Below are 18,126 nucleotides of genomic sequence, written 5' to 3' on the forward strand. Positions count from 1 at the left end.
TCTCCATAGGGGAGATAGTAGCAGTTGCGTACGTCGTGGAATACAACGGCTATAGCCGGAAAACGGGCGGCCGATGGGACTCCGCGTTCCGTCCGTGGGAAAGCGGAGGGATCATCAAATTACGCGAACGGGTGGAGCGTGTCATAGAATCCATCTCATAATATCTCACAGCCCGGATCGTTTCCTCGCTCGTAGTTGGTGATGGCAACGACGAGTCGTAGACAGAGCGCAACAAATACTTCTGTTCGTGCGTGAACCCGGCCTCGGGCGCGGACGTGCCCGAGGCCGCAGTCCTTGACCGCGTCGTTGGTTCGTTCGACGCCTGTCCGGTTGTTGTACGTCTCGTCCAAGATAGATTGCTTCAGCTGAACGTCCTCGCTATGTTCCTCAATGCGATCTTCGACCCTGTACCCGATGTCTTTCGGGTCGTCAGTGTTTCGTGGATTGTACGGAGCGATTGGCACGACCCCTGGGCCAGCAGGTGGTCGTGCCAATCGAGGACGTGCGTCCCGACGCGTACGCTCCGGTCGCGGGCTGACAGCCAGCCCGCGACCTTGGGCCGGCGAGTCTTCAGTAACAGCACTCGTCAGAAACCGCTTCAACTCCCTCCTTCACGCTGAGGTCAACACTCAGTTTTCAGCGCACCTAAATACTTTATATGAACCACATCAAAATCAAATATGAAATATAATACCGAAAACTCGGTAGTTTCACCGGATGGATTGGGTCCTCGATTCGGCGTGCTCGTCGGCAGCTACGTAGCCGCGCTGATTGCGCCGACGCTTACTCTGTTCACTGTGGAGTATTTGGGCTTGCGCAGCAAAGTGCTTGCATTCGCCGTTCTAGGAACGATCGGTATTACTATCGGTTCCGGGACGGCATTCCTAACAACCGACAACGGACAAATAGCCTCTTGGCTGAACTCAGGTTGGGTAGCCTGGCTCTTCCCGCTTCTCGGACTCGTTCCAATGATGGCTTACCATTTTAGTGTCCTCGAGGTGGTCGCTGTCTATCTCATTGACCCGGCTTCCATCCCCGTGTCAAGTCTCGTCGGTGCGACTGGGTTCCTACTCGGGATTGTCGCAGCTGTGGCAGGTGAGATTGCCATACTCACGGCTCGTAATCGGGTTGCGTCTTCCGCTATCGCATCCGAGAACGTCCTGATAGAATGGACTTCCAGGTGGCCGCGGGCTCACAGAATAAAAGTGCAGATATTCACCATGGTCACTGGATTGGTCCTAGTTGGGCTACTTTCATTTTGGCTTCCTCCACATCTGACTGTGTTAACTGCTCTCGTTGTCGTCGTCACAGTATCTAGTACAACAAACACAGTGCTGTCTGATAGAGCCTATAAGCTTACTCCGGCTGGGTTAGAGCTTCGTCGGAGTGGAGGTGGAAAACTTGTCACCTGGCGCCAATTTATACCAATGTCACAGATAAAATACGTTACAGTATCGGAGTACCATGTAATATTACATCGATCCGGTCTTTTACCGAGTATTCGATTCGATCGAAACGATCTCCGGTTTGATGACGAAGAAATCATCAATAATCTCGAAGAATACCTTGATAGACGAGAATAAGGTGACACAGATCCGTCCCATAGCGTGATAACCCTGCCTCACGGAGCGTCTTCTTGCCCTGTGCTTTCGCCTCGTCGTCGCTATCACAAACTACGAACGCGGAGACAATCCGGGAAGCACGATCATCACGATGTGAGAAGAGTTCTATGACACCCTCGAACGGGTGAGTAAAACGGTTCCACTAACCGAACCGTTATCCCTCGTAGTCACCGAGATCGGATATGGAACTCTCTGCCGTAGATCTCTCTCCGGTTCCCGACGACGGCACCGCGACCGATGCCTACGCGAACACCGTCGAAGCCGCACAGCAGGCCGAACGACTCGGTTACTCGCGGTTCTGGGTCGCCGAACACCACGGAATGGCGAGCAGGATCGCGGGGACGACACCCGAAGTGTTGCTCGGGCACCTCGCCGCCGAAACCGATTCGATCCGCCTCGGCTCCGGGGCGGTGTTGCTCAACCACTACAGCCCGTTCAAGGTCGCCGAACAGTTCGGCGCGCTGGACGCGCTCGCACCGGGTCGCATCGACGCGGGTCTCGGGCGGGCGAACGGGTCGCCGGCCGCCGACCGGGCCCTCGAGACGGACCGACGCGTGCAGAATCCCGACGACGACCACGCCGAGAAAATCGAGGCCGTCATCGATCACCTCTACGACGACTATCCAGAAGGGCACGCCTACAGCGACCTCGAGCTCCCGCGCTCCGGCGAGGCCGAACCGGTGCCGTGGGTGCTCGGCTCGAGTCCCTCCAGCGCGGCTATTGCGGGCGAACTCGGCTTGCGGTACTGTTTCGCGGCGTTCATTCGGCCGCAGTTGGCCGCGCGGTCGCTCGAGGAGTATCGCGAGCAGTTCCAGTCGTCACGGCTGGCCGACGGCATCGACGAGCCCCAGGGGATGATCGCGGTGAACGCGGTCTGTGCCGAGACCGACGAGGAAGCGGCGCGGATACGAGCGGTGGCCGAGGCGTCGTTCAAGCGGATGCAACGCGGAGAGGTTGGCACCACACCGTCCATCGAGGAGGCCATCGACGAACTCGGTGGCGTCCCGGAGCCAACGCCTGCAACGCTCGGTCCCGACGAGTGGCCACGCGCCATTTCCGGCGATCCGGACACGCTCGCGGGCCTGTTGGAGCAACTCGCTGATCGCGTCGGTGTCGACGAAGTGATGATCCAACACGTCGTCGCCGACCACGACGATGCGCTCCGCTCTCACGAATTGCTTGCCGATGGCATCGGCCTCACGTCTCGCTGACGGGGGCTGCCAGCGTCGGAGACCGCTGTCGGAATTCGCGGCTTTCAGCGGAGCGTCTCCTCCTGGTGAACCGCTCCCCGGACGTTCCCTCCCAGCGATTGGCAGCCGCCAGTATCCCTTCCAAACGAGCGATCTGCCTTTTCTCGTCCCAGTCCCGGAATGGGAACGAACGATCGTTCACGAGTATCGAAGCCAACGACACGTCCGAATCGGAGAACGGGCTCGCAGCAGTCGTCGGTCGACCCCCGAGCAACGTCGGCCGGAGGCCAACCATCCGATTTTCTCTCATCATCCGCTGAAGGGCTGTTCCATACCTCTCTCTGACTCCGTTTTCGGAGGAGTACGCGATCTACGGACGTCACAAGCGACCCGAAAGATCGGTTGCTCGCATCGATACCCACGAACGAACTCGAGTGATGCGAGCAGAGTATCGCTGGAGCGGACTGCTCGATACGAAACCTATTATAGTTACTAATAGGCAATTATGATGCCAATATTAGTTATTTATGGGGGTACTCTCCGAAAACGGAGTATGGGACGGAACGTGGTTTCCCGGTCAGCTATTCAGGCCCGGAAACGGGCTATCGTCAAAACGCTCTGCTATCGGCTGTTCATGATGCTGATCACGATACTCGTCGCGTGGTTGATCGTCGGTGATATAAGCGCCGCGATAAATATCGGTCTTATAACTAATCTACTGAAGACGGGGACGTACTACGTCTATGAGCGGACATGGGACCACATCACGTGGGGGGTACTGCCTGACTCGTGATCTCCGTCGGGTCCTCGTTCTTCATGCCACTCGGCGTCTGGGCCGATGAAAGTACTCGTTCCATTCTCAGATTCGGCCGATTCGGAACCGCGCGAATCGGTTCATCGGAGGCGGGGACGAGCGGCGCCTCTGTCGCCGAGCAATGGCACTGTTCGGAGTAGATTCTTTCAGTAGATGCATCGCTCTGCAACCACCGTTCGGCGGTTATCGAATCCCGTCCCTATAGTGCTGCTAGAACAGACACTTCCTCCATTCAGTAATTTAAACTATGTGTTTGTCAGTGTGTCGGTTTTCATGCATGTCGTCTCGAAATCGGAGTTCGTGACAATGGAGTGTAGCGTTGAACCGGGATGTGGACCCGACGGGAACGCGGCGACTGAGATATCATGTTTCCGTTTGAACGCAGTGAGCCGAGAGATGGTAGTGGTGTCTCTCGAGACGGGAAACGTCGAATTCGGCGGAGTGCGCTGGCCTTGAATCGATGGGAGCATACAGCCGGTCGCGCTGAGTGTCGAGTCGGATCGCAGTTTCATCGGCCGAAACGCGATTCAGTTGCTTCCGTCGACCGGCCGTCGGTCAGCGTTCTGTCCCCGATTTTGGCTCGTCGACTCCGCCCGATCGATACCGAACACCTCTGAAACAGCGATAGTATTAGAATGCGGTACTATGGGCAGGTGAAGCGGGATGCTCGATCGAACGAGTTCGCGCGGTGTCGCTTCGCACGCCACGGAGTGCGATCACTCGCGGAAACGGGAGTCGACAGAGCGATGACGGGCCGACGTGTGACCGAATGGGAGTCGAGACTGATCTCGTGAGGGATATTCGCGAATATTTTGGCGTCGATAGAACTCGTTTCCGAGTCCGACAGTGACTCCGCGGTCTCTCTGACAGCCAGTATTGATGCCGTCGTCGCGCTACACAATCGGACCGGCTATTTTAACGCCGTGGACGAACAGTAGACTTTACTCGAGAACGCGTCCCGTTTCCACAAAGAGTACCAGATTTAGTTGTAGGTGTGGCAAATATGGCCGCCATCAGGATATTAACTGCCGTAATCGGCTATGGAGAACGTGTATGCTTGACGCTCCGTTACACACTGGTGCACAGCACCCCGACCTCCTCTGGATACTCGTCCCGAGTTTCCTCTCGTTCGTGGCGGGCCTCGGACTCGGTTCGGTCTCGGACCGGTTGCGCAATTGGCTCCGTCCACAGCAGGACGCCGCGAACAACTGACCGCTACCATGACGAGTACACATGATATTGCGGTCTCCGGTACCGCGTCCGGAGTGATCGAGGAATGAGCGAGTTCGTTCCGGGAGCGTTGCTCCCGGCCGACGAGCCGGTGACGATAAACGAGGGACGGTCGACGACGACGGTCACGGTCGAGAACACCGGCGATCGGCCCGCACAGGTCGGCTCACACTTTCACTTCTTCGAGGCGAACCCGGGACTCGAGTTCGACCGCGAGTCGGCGTACGGGATGCGGCTGGATATTCCGGCGGGCACGGCCGTTCGATTCGAGCCCGGCTGCGAACGCGAGGTCGATCTCGTCGATATCGGCGGCGACCGAATCGTTCACGGGATGGGCGGCCTGGTCGGCGGCGAACTCGACGACCAGGACGTGAAGGCTCGAGCGCTCGAGCGTGCTCGAGAGCGGGGCTATATCGCGGAGGCGGACGAATGAGCCGGGACCTCCCGCGCAGGGAGTATACGGAACTGTTCGGCGCGACCGAGGGCGACCGGCTTCGGCTGGGCGATACGAACCTGTTCGCGAAGATCGAGACCGACTACGGCGTCCCTGGCGAGGAGGCGGTCTTCGGCGGCGGGAAGACGATGCGCGACGGGATGGGAATGCAATCCGGCACGACGCAGGCCGAAGGGACCCTCGATTGGGTCTTTACGAACGTCGTGATCATCGATCCCGTGCTGGGCGTCTGCAAAGGCGACATCGGCGTCCGCAACGGGAAGATCGTCGGCGTCGGAAAGGCGGGCAACCCGGACACGATGGACGGCGTCGACATGGTGATCGGGCAGAGTACCGACACCGTCCCCGCCGACGGGCTGATCGCGACGCCCGGCGCGCTGGACATCCACGTTCACTTCAACAGCCCGCAGCTGGTCGACCACGCGCTCGCCTCGGGCGTGACGACGATGCTCGGCGGCGGCTTCGGGGGCGGTGCGACCACCTGTACGCCCGGTCCGCGGAACATCCAGCGGTTCCTGCAGGCCGCCGAGGACTGGCCCGTCAACGTCGGCTTCTATGCGAAGGGCAACAGCAGCCGGCCGGAATCGCTCCACGAGCAGGTCGAGGCCGGCGCGTGCGGGATGAAACTCCACGAGGACTGGGGCTCCACGCCCGCGGCTATCGATACCTGCCTCGAGGTGGCCGACGAGGAGGACGTTCAGGTCTGTATCCACACGGACACGCTGAACGAGTCGGGGTTCGTCGAGGACACATTCGACGCCATCGACGGCCGCGCGATCCACACGTTCCACATCGAGGGCGCCGGCGGCGGCCACGCGCCCGACGTGCTCGAACTGATCGGCCACGAGCACATGCTGCCGTCGTCGACGAACCCGTCGATGCCCTACACGGAGAACACGTTCGACGAACACCTCGATATGGTGATGGTCTGTCATCACCTCAACCCGGACGTCCCCGAGGACGTCGCCTTCGCCGAGTCGCGCATCCGCGCGGAGACGCTCGGCGCGGAGGACGTCCTCCACGACACCGGCGCTATCTCGATGATGACCACCGATTCGCAGGCGATGGGCCGAATGGCCGAGATGGTGAGCCGAACGTGGCAGACCGCCCACAAGATGAAAGCCCAGCGCGGCCCGCTCGAGGCCGACGAGGGAACCGACGCGGACAACGCCCGGATCGAGCGCTACGTCGCCAAGTACACGATCAACCCGGCGATCACGGCGGGAATCGACGACTACGTCGGCTCGCTCGAGCCCGGAAACCTCGCGGACATCGCGCTGTGGGATCCGGCCTTCTTCGGGATCAAGCCGGAAGTCGTTATCAAGGGCGGCTTCCCGGTCTGGTCCCAGATGGGTGAGGCCAACGGCTCGCTGATGACCTGCGAGCCCGTGATCGGTCGCGAACGCGCCGGCGCACAGGGGCGAGCGAAACACGGCCTCTCGGTGACGTTCGTCAGCGAGGCCGCCTCCGAGAACGAGGTCGGCGACGCCTACGACCTCAAGACGCCCGTCCGGCCCGTCAGCGGCACGCGATCGGTCCGAAAATCGGATATGCTGCACAACGATCACTGCCCGGACGACATCGAAATCGACGCGCAGACGTTCGAGGTCCAGGTCGATGGCGAACACGTCACCTGTGACCCGGCCGACGACGTCCCGCTGGCACAGCGATACCTGCTCTGAATCATGATCTCCCACACAGCTATCCCACCGATCGCGACGGAATCGAGGAGACGAACAGTTCGCTCGAGGTCGACCGCCTCGAGGACGCCGCGCTCGAGTCACTCGAACCGACGCCCCGTCCGAACGGAGGTGGACCGATGAACCTCTCGCCCAAGGAGATGGAGCGGCTGACGGTGTTCATGGCCGCCGAACTCGCCCGCCGGCGAAAGGACCGCGGTGTGAAGCTCAACCACCCTGAGACGGTCGCGTACATCTCCGACTGGGCCTGCGAGGCCGCCCGCGAGGGCAAGTCCGTCGCGCAGATCCGCTCGGAGGCGACCCAGTTACTCACTCGCGAGGACGTCATGGACGGCGTCCCGGCGATGGTCGACATGATCCAGGTCGAGCCCGTCTTCCCCGACGGAACCAAGCTGGTGACCGTCCACGATCCGATCCGCGCGGACGGCCCAGACCAACTCGAGACAGTCGATCCGGACCCCGGCGAGGACGTCGTGACCGATCCCGACGCGCTGGGAAGCGACGACTCGAGCGAAGCGCATACCACGGGCGGCGGCCCCGAACCCACGGAGGGCGACTGATGGGGTACCGCGACGTCGCAAAAGTCGGTCTCGGCGGCCCCGTCGGCTCCGGGAAGACGGCGATGGTCCAGCGGATCGTCCCCGAACTCGTCGACCGGGGCTACGAGGTCGGCGTCATCGCCAACGACATCATGACGCAGGAGGACGCCGACGTCTTTCGGGAGTCGTTCGCCGACCTGCTACCCGCAGACCTCGTCGAGGGGGTCGAAACGGGGGCCTGCCCACACACGGGCATCCGCGAGGATCCCTCCATGAACCTTGCGGCGATCGACGAGTTCACCGAACGTCATCCCGATCTGGATGTGGTCCTCGTCGAGAGCGGCGGCGACAACCTCGCCGCGACCTTCAACCCCGAACTGGCCGACTACTTCCTGTTCGTCATCAGCGTCGCGGAGGGCGAGGATATTCCCCGCAAGCGCGGCCCTGGCGTCATGCAGGCCGACCTGCTAGTCGTCAACAAAACGGACCTCGCACCGCACGTCGACGCCGACCTGCAGGTGATCGAGGACGATACGAACGCGGTGCGGGGCGACGACCCGTTCGTCTTCACTAACTGCAAGGACGGCGAGGGGATCGACGCGGTCCTCGAGCACGTCGAGCGGGAGGTGCTGTTCGCGTGAGTGGGGCGCGCTCGGGGACGACCGCAGACGACGGGCTCCCCCTTCCGCCGTCCTTCGAGGCCTACGCCGACGAATCGCTCGCGCAGGCGCCCGCTGGCGGCCCCGGGAAGAACGGCCTGCTCGAGGCGACGTTCGCCCGGCGAGACGATGGCCCGACCCGGTTGATCCGCGACCACGTGACGGTCCCCTACCACCTGACGGGAACGCTCGACACCGATCCGGTGCCCGGGCTGACGACGCTGGTCGCACAGGAGCCGACCGGCGGCGTCGCCCAGGGCGACCGCCACCGGATGCGGATCGACGCTCGAGCGGGGGCGCGAGCGCACGTGACGACCCAGAGCGCGACGAAGGTCCACAGCATGACCGCGAATTACGCCCACCTGGATACCGCGCTCCGGGCGGCCGAGGGGAGCTACCTCGAGTACGTTCCGGGGCCGACGATCGTCAACGAAGACGCGCGCTGCCTCCAAACGATCGATGTCGAACTGGCGGACGACGCGGTCGTCGTGGTGGCCGATGTCCTCGTTCCGGACGGGCTGAGCGACCACGAGCCGTTCGGCTTCGATCACTACCAGTCGCGCGTCGAGGCCGAACACGAGGGGCGATTGGTCTGTGCCGACGCGGTCGATCTGCGGCCGAACGAGCGCGATCCGCGCGATCCGGCCAGCGTCGGCGAGTACGGCGTCGTCGGCTCGCTGTACGTCTTCGCACCGAGCGGTGACGATCATGACGACGCGCCCGCGCCCGGCGAGAGCGACCTCGAGGCGCTGATCGACGGGATCCACGACGAGATCGCGGACCGCGACGGCGTCGAGGCCGGGGTCTCGCGGCTTCCCCACGACGTCGGCGCAGTCGTCCGTCTCCTCGGCCACCGGGAGGCGGACGTGACCGAGACGCTGCGCGCCGCGTGGGACGCGACGAGACGACAGCTAGTGGGGGTCGGCGTACCCGCCGACCGGCGATACTGATGGAACGAATCGACGGTATTGTCGGCAACGTCCACGCCGACGACGACCTCGCGGCGCTGTACGCCGGCCACGAGTCGGCGGGCACGCTCGAGCGCGTCGTCATCGACGCGGACGACCGCCGGCGGTCGCGGTTCCGGGCGACGACGGACGCGGGCACCGATGTCGGCGTCGTCGTGGACAAGGCCGCGGTCTCGGCGGGCGACGTGTTGCTGGTCGAGGACGACCGGCTGATCGTCGTCGCGTTCGAACCCCGCGACGCGCTGGTCGTCTCGCTGCCCGACGCGACGGCCGAGCGGCTCGAGGCGGCGGTCGAACTCGGCCACCGAATCGGCAACCAGCACTGGGATCTCGCGATCGACGACGGGGACGTTTACGTCCCGCTCGAGGCCGACCGCCACATCGTCGAGCGGGTCGTCGCCGACGTCGTTCCCGGCTCGGACGTCCGCGAGACGACCGTCGAGGCCGACCTGTTCGTGACCGACCTCGAGGACGCGGATCCCGGCGGCGCACGCGGCGTCGATCACGGTTCAGAGCAGGGACACGAGCACGGGCCTGAACACGGTCACGGCCACGGGACCGAGCACGAACACGGTCACTCCCACGATCACGACCACACACACGACAACCCGCACGAATCCCACCATGACCACTGACCCGAGTCCGTTCCTGACGGCGCTCCGGCTCTCGGATTCGTTTCTCCCCGTCGGGGGGTACACAGCCTCTTACGGTCTCGAGCAGTACATCAACGAGGATCGGGTCGAGACCGGCGACGATCTGCGGGACCTGCTCGCGGCCTACCTCCGTCGCGTGGTCGGTCCCTGCGAGACGGTCGCGCTAGCGAACGCTCACGCCGCGTGCGCAGAATCGGATCTCGAGCGGCTGCTGGCCGTCGACGAGCGACTCCATGCGGTCACCCTGCCCCGAGAGTTCCGCGAGAGTTCGACCAAGGCGGGCGCGAAGCTCTCCGAACTGTTCGGACCGAACGGGGCGGCGGGCTCGAACGCAGGCGAAGGGCACGGCGACCGGGCCGGAGCCTCCTCCGACGCGACCGAAACGGCGACCGACGGTGGCGATTTCGCAGCGACCGTCGCCGACGCCATCGATACCGGTTCGACGCCGGGCCACTACCCGGTCGTCTTCGGGGTCGTCACCGCGTCGCGCGGCCTCTCGCGACTCGAGGCCTGTCTCGCACACGCGTACTCGTTCGTGTCGGGGCTGCTCGGGGCGGCCCAGCGGCTCGGTCGGTTCGGGCACACCGAGATCCAGTCCGTGCTCGAGCGACTCGAGCCGACGATAACGGAGGTCTGCGAGCGCCACGTCGACGACGAGCCGACGGCGATGGCGTCCTTTGCCCCGCTGGCCGAAATAATGGGGATGAACCACGAACGCGCCGGAAGACGGCTGTTCATGAGCTGACGCCGCGGTCGTTCTTCGATCTGTCGCGGCGCGAGAAGCAGTCACGCTCGCTCGAAACTGCCGAGTCGGGTTAGCAACTTCCTCGAGTGTACCGAGCCGGGAACGGACTCACTCGACTCCGATGAGCCGGGGCCCGGAGGCGGATCGATCGCCCGCTCGAAGGACCGAGGCGTCTCCGAACCGCACGGTATCGCCGGCGGAGCTATCGTCTCCGAGTTGGGCGACGATCGTCACGTCGCCGTCGAACCGCACCATCCCGAGCCGGTTCGGCGAGCGAACGCCGGGCGGCGTCGCGTGGACAGTCGTCGCGGTGACGACGGTTCCCTCACCGAGCCGGTAGGAGTCGGCCGCCGTCGACCGACACTCCGGGCACCGGTCGCGCGTGTAATACCAGCGGCTTCCACACGATTCACAGACGAACGCGTGGTCGGTCGGAACGTCTCGAGTCATGGTACTTGCAGGATCGTACAGACCGCGTTGTTTCCGAATCCGGCGACGTTGAGCGCGAGCCCCGTCCGCGGACTCTCGACGCGTCGCTCCTCGGGGGCGTCGCCGCGCAACTGCCAGGTGAGTTCGATTATCTGGGCGACGCCGGTCGCGCCGAGGGGATGCCCGCGGGCCTTGAGCCCGCCACCGGGGTTGACCGGCAGCCGTCCGTCGATGGCCGTTTCGCCGTCCGCCGTCGCCCGCCAGGCGTCGCCGGGGTCGTAGAACCCCAGCTCCTCGAGTTCGAGCAACTCGAGGATCGTGAACGCGTCGTGAATACAGGCGACGTCGACGTCGTCCTGCATGACGTTCGCGTCGGCTAACGCCTGCTGACCGGCCCGCTCGACGCTCTCGATCTCGAGCGGATTCGGTCGTTCGGCGACCGCGTGGGTGCCGGTCGCGCCGGTGACGCTCGCGACTCGGATCCCGTCCGTTTCCGGGGTCGTCTCGAGGACGATCGCGGCCGCGCCGTCGCTCGTCGGACAGCAGTCGTACAGCCGAAGGGGTTCCGCGACGGGCGGCGAGGTTCGCGCCTCCTCGAGCGTGATCGGCTCCTGAAACTGCGCGTACGGATTCGCCGCGGCGTTGCGGTGGTTCTTGACGGCCACGTGCGCGATCGCCGATGGCTCGATGTCGTACGTCCGCAGGTAGTGCTCGGCCGCGAGTCCCGCAAACGACGGGAGGGTGACGCCCTGGGCGTACTCCCGGTCGTGGACGAGACGGCTGATGAGCTCCGTCGCCGCGTCCGTCTCGGCGGCCGTCATCGTCTCGACACCGACGACGAGGGCGCGCGACGACGCGCCCGCCTCGAGCGCGTGGACGGCGCGAAGGACGGCGCTCGCCCCGCTCGCGCTGGTGTTCTCGATTCGATCCGCGATTGCCCCCTCGACGCCGAGCGCACCACAGAGGGCGTTCTCGAGCCCCGTTCGCCCCTCGAACGCCTCGGCCGCCATGTTTCCGACGTGGACGGACGTCACGTCCGCCGGCTCGACAGCAGCGTCGGAGAGGGCTCGCCACGCTGCTCGCTCGGCTAACTCGAGCGCAGATCCGGCACTCTCGGATTCGAATCGCGTCATTCCGACACCGGTAACGAACGCGTCGGTCATCTCGATGGGCCTCCCATCACTCCGATCCGAACGCGCCGCGCTCGGTGAGGTCGTCCAGTTCCGCTTCGTCGTAGCCGAGGTCCCGGAAGACGCTCCGGGTGTCCTCGCCCAGTTTCGGCGGCGGCGACTCGAAGCCGCTGCTCGAGCGATCGTACTTCAGCGGGTGCTCGATCACGGGAATCTCGCCGTGTTCTGGGTGCTCCATCGACGTGACCGATTCGCGGGCCTCCGTCTGCTCGTTGTACAGCGCGTCCTCGACGTCGTGTACCGGACCCGCCGGAAGCCCCGCCTCGTCGACGAGCAGGGTCATCCATTCGTCGGTCGTCAGCTCGCGAAACGTCCGTTCGAGTTCGGTCTCGAGTTCGGCCATGTGCTCGACGCGGTCGGCGTTCGTCTCGAAGCGGTCGTCGTCGGCCAGTTCGGGGCGATCGATCGCCTCGCACAGCCCATTCCAGAGCTTCTGATTGAGACAGGCGACGTTGAGGTAGCCGTCGGCGGTCTCGAACGTCTGGTAGGGGGCGAGCACCGGATCTTTCGTTCCCATACGCGAGGGGGACTCGCCCGCGAACACCTTGCCGGCCTGTTTCGTCAGCCACGGAAGCGCGGCGTCGAGCATGCCGAGATCGATGGTCTCGCCCTCGCCCGTCCGTTCGCGCCGGTAGAGCGCGTTCGAGATGCCGAATGCGGCCCACATCCCGGTGATGAGATCGGTCGTCGGGAGGCCGACTTTCACCGGCCGGCCGTCGGGCTCTCCGGTGACGCTCATCATGCCGCTCATCCCCTGAATCAGCAGATCGTAGCCGGGCCGTTCGCGCCAGGGCCCCGTCTGTCCGAACGCCGAAATCGCACAGTAAATGATGTCGTCATTGTGCGACCGGATCGTCTCTTCGTCGACGTCAAGGCGCTCGGCCGTCCCCGGGCGGTAGTTCTGGAGGAAGACGTCGGCCTCGCTCGCGAGGTCGTACAGCGCCTCCCGTCCGGCGTCGCTCTTGAGGTCGAGTTCGACGCTCTTCTTGCCGTAGTTGACCGTCCAGAAGTACGGCGACTCGCCGTCGATGAACGGCGGTCCCGAGTGGCGATTGTCGTCGCCGACGCCGGGCCGCTCGACTTTGATTACCTCAGCGCCTTGATTGGCGAGCATCAGCGAGCAGAAGCCGCCGGTAACGAACGTGGTCAGATCGACGACTCTCACGCCGTCGAGAATGCGATCACCGGTAGTCATGTGATACCATGACCAATTCGCACAGTCGGCAAAAAACTTTGCTATCGGCAGTCTCGGCTCCGACTCACTCAAGGCTGTCCGTCGAGATCACACGGCCTCGTCTCACTCGAGGCTGTCCGTCGGAATCACGTCCGCCCGCGCTCCGGCGTCGAGGGGGTCGGTCGTGAGCACGAAGCCGTCGGCGGTCGCCGCGCGCGTGCTCGAGGAGAGCACGCTGGGATCGAACGTCTCCTCGTACACCGCGAGCGGGGAGTCGACGTGCCCGAGCGGCGTGGCATCGTCGCCCTCGAGGGTGACCGGAATCGCGTACTCGAAGCCCTCGGGGCCGAGTCCGACATCGTGAGTGATCGTTCGCTCGAGCGTCGGCGTCGTTCGATCGCCCGTGAACAGCGGGCGAGCCACGAGGGCAGCGCTCACGTACGCCCCGATCGGCTTCCCGGGAATAGCGACGGCCAGGGCGTCGTGGTCGGGCAACCGAGCGACGGCAATCGGCTTGCCCGGTCGGATCCGAACCCTGTGGAAGACGACGTCGCCGAGGGACTCGAGCGCGTCGATCACGTAGTCCTTCTTGCCGACGCTCGTCCCGCCGGTGGTCACGACCACGTCGGCCTCGCTCGCGAGCTCGGCGATTCGCCGTTCGACCCGGTCGCCCTCGTCGGGGACCGATCCCCGATACGAGGGGGAGTGCCCCCACGACCGCACCAGGTTACAGAGCATCGGCGAATCGAGGTCCGTGTGCCGGCCCTCGTGGATCTCGGTCCCCGTGGCGAGCACGGCGACCGACAGCGGCGCGGTGACGACGACCGACTCCCGGCCGAGGTCCCGAAGCAAGACGGCGTCGAGCGCGGTGAGCCGATCACCGGCTATGTAGAGTTGCTCGCCGGCCTCGACGTTCGAGCCGCGCTCGTAGACGTACGTTCCGGTCGCGAGGTCGGGCGTCTGCAGGCGGCCACCGTCGACGACCGCGTCCTCGCGCTTGACGACGGTATCGGCCCGGTCGGGAAGCGGTGCCCCCGTGGCGATCTCGATCGCCTGTCCGGCCTCGAGCGCGGGCGGTTTCGTCTCCGGGAACACCGCGTTCTCGACGATCTCGAGCGGCCCGTCGTCGTCGGCGAACGCGTAGCCGTCCATGGTGGCGCGATCGATCGTCGGCTGGGCCGTCTCGGCGACTATCGGCTCGGCGAGGCGTTGGCCGGCGATTTCAGCGACTGGAACGGTCGATGTCGCACGATCCTCGAGGAACTCCTCTCGAGCGGCGAGAACGTGGTCGACGGCCTCGTGCTGCCAGCACATCTCGTCGTAGTCGTCCATGCCACAGAATCGTCAGTGACCGGAAAAAAGGTTCGGTTGGGGTGATCGCGACGGCCCACCGCGAGCCGAGTCATTCGTTGCGATCGAGAGAGACGGTCAACGGATCGGCTTCATCGTGGAACGTGACCCGCTCCTCGTCGTCTTCCTCGACCGGCCGAGGACGCTCGACGCTCGACGATTGGCGATCAGTCCGCGCGATCGACAGGTTTCGATCCGCCGTCCGAGCTGAGCCGATCGAAGATGCTAACGAAGTCGTCTTCGTCCTCCGAGAGCTCGTCCCATGCGTCGAGCCCGCGCTCTTCGGTCGTCCCCTCGATGGTGTTATCGAGGACGAACGCGATGATGCCTCCGATGGCCATCCCCGTTCCGAGGATGACGAACAGCGTCTGCGAGACGAGTTCGGTTCCCAACACTGGGCCGAGGACGGCAACGCCCTCGAGTCCGGCCTGGAAGTCAGTCACGGCCCCGACGTTGCCGATGTAGTTCGGAATCGCGAGCCCCGAGAACAGCGCGATACCGACGATGAACACGTTCCGGTTCGTGTCGAGGTCAACGTACTTCAGGTTCGAGAGACCGACCGCGGTGATCTGTCCGAACATCGCGAGGAACAGCGCCCCGACGATCGGATTGGGGATGGTCGCGACCAGCTGCCCGAAGTAGCCGACGTAGCCGACGACCAACATGACGAGCGCACCGATCTGGACGACGTATCGGGACGCCACGCCGGTGATCCCGATGGCGCCGACGTTCTCCGAGTAGGAGGTCGATCCGTTCCCGGTCCCCATGATGCCGGCGAACAGGTTCCCGAGTCCCTCCATGCCGATGCCGTGGTTGATGCGTTTCTTGCTGGGTGCGGCCATTCCCGAGAGCCGGGCGACGGCGAAGTAGTCGCCGTAGCTCTCTATCATGGACGCGACGACGCCAGCGAACATTCCGATGATGAACGACGTCGTGAACGTCGGCATACCCCACTGGAACGGCGAGACGGGCTGGATCGCGGATGCCGAGGTAACGGCTCCGAAGTCCACGTATCCAGCTGCGCCGGTGCCGTAGACGCCGCCCACCGAGAGCAGGGCGGCGATAATCCACGCGAGGCCGACGCCGAGGAGGATCGGGAACAGTCGGAACACGGTGTGGTACTTGTCGAGGTACTGCGAGAACGCGATGATGAGCACCAGTGTGAGGCCGAACAGCCACCAGTCTTGGGTCGCGCTCGTGATCTGTCCCGTATTGAAGAGAGCGAGACCGATCAGCGCGATGGTCGGTGCGATAACGACCGGCGAAAGGAACCGTTTCAGTGCACCCATTACGCCGGTGTAGCCGATCACTACTTCGACTAGCGCTGCGACGATGATCGCGCCCTGTAGCTCCCGCAACATGAGTTCGTACCCGACGCCTTGGGCGCCGAGAGCCCCGATTATCGCGATTGCGGGGGCGATCATCGAGAACGTCCCGCCTTGAACGATCGGGTACCGGTTACCGATCGTCGTCTGTGCGAGGGTTGCGACGCCCGAAACGACGAAGAAGGTCCCGATCAGTTGCGCCTGGGCCGACGCGGGCATGGACCCGCCCGCACCCTGTATCGCCCCGATGAGTACCAGCGGGATAGCGATGGTCGAACCGATCATCGTGAGGTAGTGCTGGAACCCCAACAGTATCGACTCGAGGAGTGGCGGTTTGTCTTCGATGCTGTATTCGACGAAATCCGACTCCTGTGTGGCCGGAATGTTCCCCTCTGCAGCGGCTATACCATCGCCGTCGTTCGGTGGATCGTTGTCTGTCATATCGTGACTCCGATTGTGTGAAGAGCTGTCATCCCCACATCCCTCATAATTCAAAGACAATTACTTAAGTCTGTTGCTAGCTCTTGACAAAGCATGTTCAAAAATATTCGTATTTATTGCATAGAGTCGGGTGGAATGCGGAATAACCGCTCCTATATTTGATCGAAATCTATATTTGATTGTTCTATGTAAATACGAGCGCACATGGTAGACATACTCATACGAGGGGGGACTGTCGTCACGGCCGCGGACACGTTCGAGGCCGATGTCGGAATCACCGGCGAACGCATCGTTGCCGTCGGGGACGGCGACGAGATGAGCGATGCCGAGACGGTCGTCGACGCCACTGACAGACTGGTGCTGCCCGGCGTGGTCGATCCCCACGTCCACATCGACGACATGTTCTCGTTCGACACCTACGAGAGCGCCTCGAAGGCGGCGGCCCTCGGCGGAACGACCACGTTCATCGACTTCGCCTGGCAGGCCTGGGTCGGCGAGACGAGCCTGTGGGACGAGGAGGGGACGCTCCTGGAGGGAATCGAGCGCAAACGCGACAAAGCGGAGAACCCGGTCGTCGACTACGGACTCCACGCGGCGATCACTCGAGAAGACGAGGCGGTCTTCGAGGAGTTCGAGGCCGTCGTCGAGGCCGGCGTCCCCACGTTCAAACTGTTCACCGCCTACGAGTTCGGGTTGACGAACGGGTTCATGGACCGGACGTTCGGTGAACTGGCCGACCACGACGCGGTCGCCGTCTTGCACTCCGAAGACGCCGCCCTCTGTGATTATCTGGCCGAGCGCTTCCAGGCGGAAGGGAAGGGAGACCCCGAGTGGTATCCACAGTCGCGGCCGGATTACGCGGAAGCGATGGCCGCCGAGGACGCCGTCCGGATGGCGATGGAGGCTGGCTGTCGGTACTACGGGATCCACACGTCCTGTCGGAAGTCCGCCGAGGTGCTCGCGCAGTTCCGGGAGGAGTTCGGCGAGGAGATGGTTCGGGCGGAGACGTGTACCCACTACACGACGCTGGACGATTCCATCTTCGCGGAACTGGGGCACCTTCCGATGATCGCCCCGCCGATTCGGAAGCCCGACGACAACGAGGCGATGTTCGAGCACCTCGAGCGCGGGACGCTCGACGTCGTCTCGACGGATCACTGCGGGTACACGGAAGAGAGCAAACAGGTCGAGAACTGGTGGGACAGCAAGTTCGGCGCGAACGCCCTCCAGACGAGCCTGCCGGTGTTCCACGATGAAGCGGTCAACGAGCGCGGCTACTCGTACCCGTTCCTCGTTCGCGCGATGTGTACGAACCCTGCTCGAGTGTTCGGGCTCTCCTCGAAGGGAACGCTCGAACCGGGGACTGACGCCGACGTCCTCGTGTTCGATCCCGACGCGTCCGACACCATCGACGCCGCGGACAACGCGAGCGTCGCCGATTTCTCCATCTACGAGGGTCGAGAGGTGACCGGTCGCGTCGAGAAGACCTTCGTCCGGGGCGAACTCGTGGCCGACGACGGCGAAATCGTCGGGGAGCCCGGGCACGGCCAGTTCGTCGAACGGGACCTCCCCGACTGGGAGTTCTGATATCCGCCGGGACCCAAGCCGGTATCGGCCAGCGGCCGTCCGGTATCCGCCCGCGT

General features: G+C 63.9%; 17 protein-coding genes and 1 pseudogene. 12 read left to right on the forward strand and 6 right to left on the reverse strand.

The genetic code is table 11. The features are described 5' to 3' along the window. Positions 1-155 precede the first annotated feature (155 nt). Positions 156-502: pseudogene (locus CP556_RS23175) on the reverse strand (transposase); the annotation flags it as partial. Positions 503-680: 178 nt separating this feature from the next. Between CP556_RS23175 and CP556_RS25610 the strand changes: the two are divergent. From CP556_RS25610 to CP556_RS23225, 11 genes are all read left to right on the forward strand, one after another. Further along, positions 681-1,583: a hypothetical protein gene (locus CP556_RS25610; protein ID WP_141551752.1), complete on the forward strand. Its 903-nt coding sequence runs from the start codon at positions 681-683 to the stop codon at positions 1,581-1,583. A gap of 221 nt (positions 1,584-1,804) precedes the next feature. Next, complete coding sequence (locus tag CP556_RS23180) at positions 1,805-2,833, forward strand: LLM class flavin-dependent oxidoreductase (RefSeq protein ID WP_098727965.1); 1,029 nt, start codon at positions 1,805-1,807, stop codon at positions 2,831-2,833. 532 nt (positions 2,834-3,365) lie between these two features. Further along, a complete protein-coding gene (locus CP556_RS23190; RefSeq protein ID WP_098727967.1) occupies positions 3,366-3,605 on the forward strand; it encodes a DUF2061 domain-containing protein in 240 nt (79 codons plus the stop codon). A 1,074-nt stretch (positions 3,606-4,679) separates the two neighbouring features. Continuing rightward, positions 4,680-4,838 carry a hypothetical protein gene (locus CP556_RS26285; protein ID WP_176548326.1) on the forward strand — a complete coding sequence of 53 codons (159 nt, stop codon included), beginning with the start codon at positions 4,680-4,682 and terminating at the stop codon, positions 4,836-4,838. Between the two features lie 64 nt (positions 4,839-4,902). Next, on the forward strand, positions 4,903-5,289 hold the full coding sequence (locus tag CP556_RS23195) for an urease subunit beta (RefSeq protein WP_098727968.1): 387 nt from the start codon (positions 4,903-4,905) through the stop codon (positions 5,287-5,289). Next, positions 5,286-6,992 (forward strand): urease subunit alpha, encoded by a 1,707-nt coding sequence (gene ureC / locus CP556_RS23200; RefSeq protein WP_098727969.1) that lies wholly within the window; start codon positions 5,286-5,288, stop codon positions 6,990-6,992. Before CP556_RS23195 ends, ureC begins: the two co-directional genes overlap by 4 nt. A 137-nt stretch (positions 6,993-7,129) precedes the next feature. Beyond that, positions 7,130-7,570 (forward strand): urease subunit gamma, encoded by a 441-nt coding sequence (locus CP556_RS23205; RefSeq protein WP_098727970.1) that lies wholly within the window; start codon positions 7,130-7,132, stop codon positions 7,568-7,570. After that, complete coding sequence (gene ureG / locus CP556_RS23210) at positions 7,570-8,190, forward strand: urease accessory protein UreG (RefSeq protein WP_098727971.1); 621 nt, start codon at positions 7,570-7,572, stop codon at positions 8,188-8,190. Before CP556_RS23205 ends, ureG begins: the two co-directional genes overlap by 1 nt. After that, positions 8,187-9,158 carry an urease accessory protein UreD gene (locus tag CP556_RS23215; protein ID WP_098727972.1) on the forward strand — a complete coding sequence of 324 codons (972 nt, stop codon included), beginning with the start codon at positions 8,187-8,189 and terminating at the stop codon, positions 9,156-9,158. The genes ureG and CP556_RS23215 overlap by 4 nt, the downstream gene beginning before the upstream one ends. Further along, positions 9,158-9,811 carry an urease accessory protein UreE gene (gene ureE, locus CP556_RS23220; protein WP_098727973.1) on the forward strand — a complete coding sequence of 218 codons (654 nt, stop codon included), beginning with the start codon at positions 9,158-9,160 and terminating at the stop codon, positions 9,809-9,811. The genes CP556_RS23215 and ureE overlap by 1 nt, the downstream gene beginning before the upstream one ends. Next, a complete protein-coding gene (locus CP556_RS23225; protein WP_098727974.1) occupies positions 9,801-10,574 on the forward strand; it encodes an urease accessory protein UreF in 774 nt (257 codons plus the stop codon). Before ureE ends, CP556_RS23225 begins: the two co-directional genes overlap by 11 nt. Positions 10,575-10,682: 108 nt before the next feature. On the opposite strand, the gene CP556_RS23230 is transcribed toward CP556_RS23225, so the two are convergent. The 5 genes from CP556_RS23230 to CP556_RS23250 form a co-directional block, all read right to left on the reverse strand. Continuing rightward, entirely contained in the window at positions 10,683-11,024 is a 342-nt protein-coding gene (locus tag CP556_RS23230) for a Zn-ribbon domain-containing OB-fold protein (protein WP_098727975.1), read from the reverse strand. Beyond that, entirely contained in the window at positions 11,021-12,166 is a 1,146-nt protein-coding gene (locus CP556_RS23235; RefSeq protein ID WP_098727976.1) for a thiolase family protein, read from the reverse strand. The genes CP556_RS23230 and CP556_RS23235 overlap by 4 nt, the downstream gene beginning before the upstream one ends. Positions 12,167-12,182: 16 nt before the next feature. Then, positions 12,183-13,388: a CaiB/BaiF CoA transferase family protein gene (locus CP556_RS23240; RefSeq protein ID WP_098727977.1), complete on the reverse strand. Its 1,206-nt coding sequence runs from the start codon at positions 13,386-13,388 to the stop codon at positions 12,183-12,185. A gap of 102 nt (positions 13,389-13,490) precedes the next feature. After that, positions 13,491-14,699, reverse strand: coding sequence for a molybdopterin molybdotransferase MoeA (locus CP556_RS23245; RefSeq protein WP_098727978.1), 1,209 nt, complete (start codon positions 14,697-14,699; stop codon positions 13,491-13,493). A gap of 185 nt (positions 14,700-14,884) precedes the next feature. Further along, positions 14,885-16,483 (reverse strand): uracil-xanthine permease family protein, encoded by a 1,599-nt coding sequence (locus CP556_RS23250; RefSeq protein ID WP_098727979.1) that lies wholly within the window; start codon positions 16,481-16,483, stop codon positions 14,885-14,887. A gap of 204 nt (positions 16,484-16,687) precedes the next feature. Here CP556_RS23250 and CP556_RS23255 point away from each other — a divergent pair, with 204 nt between their 5' ends. Then, positions 16,688-18,070: a dihydroorotase gene (locus tag CP556_RS23255; RefSeq protein ID WP_098727980.1), complete on the forward strand. Its 1,383-nt coding sequence runs from the start codon at positions 16,688-16,690 to the stop codon at positions 18,068-18,070. Positions 18,071-18,126 lie beyond the last annotated feature (56 nt).

Source organism: Natrinema sp. CBA1119, from assembly GCF_002572525.1.
Classification (GTDB): Archaea; Halobacteriota; Halobacteria; order Halobacteriales; family Natrialbaceae; genus Natrinema.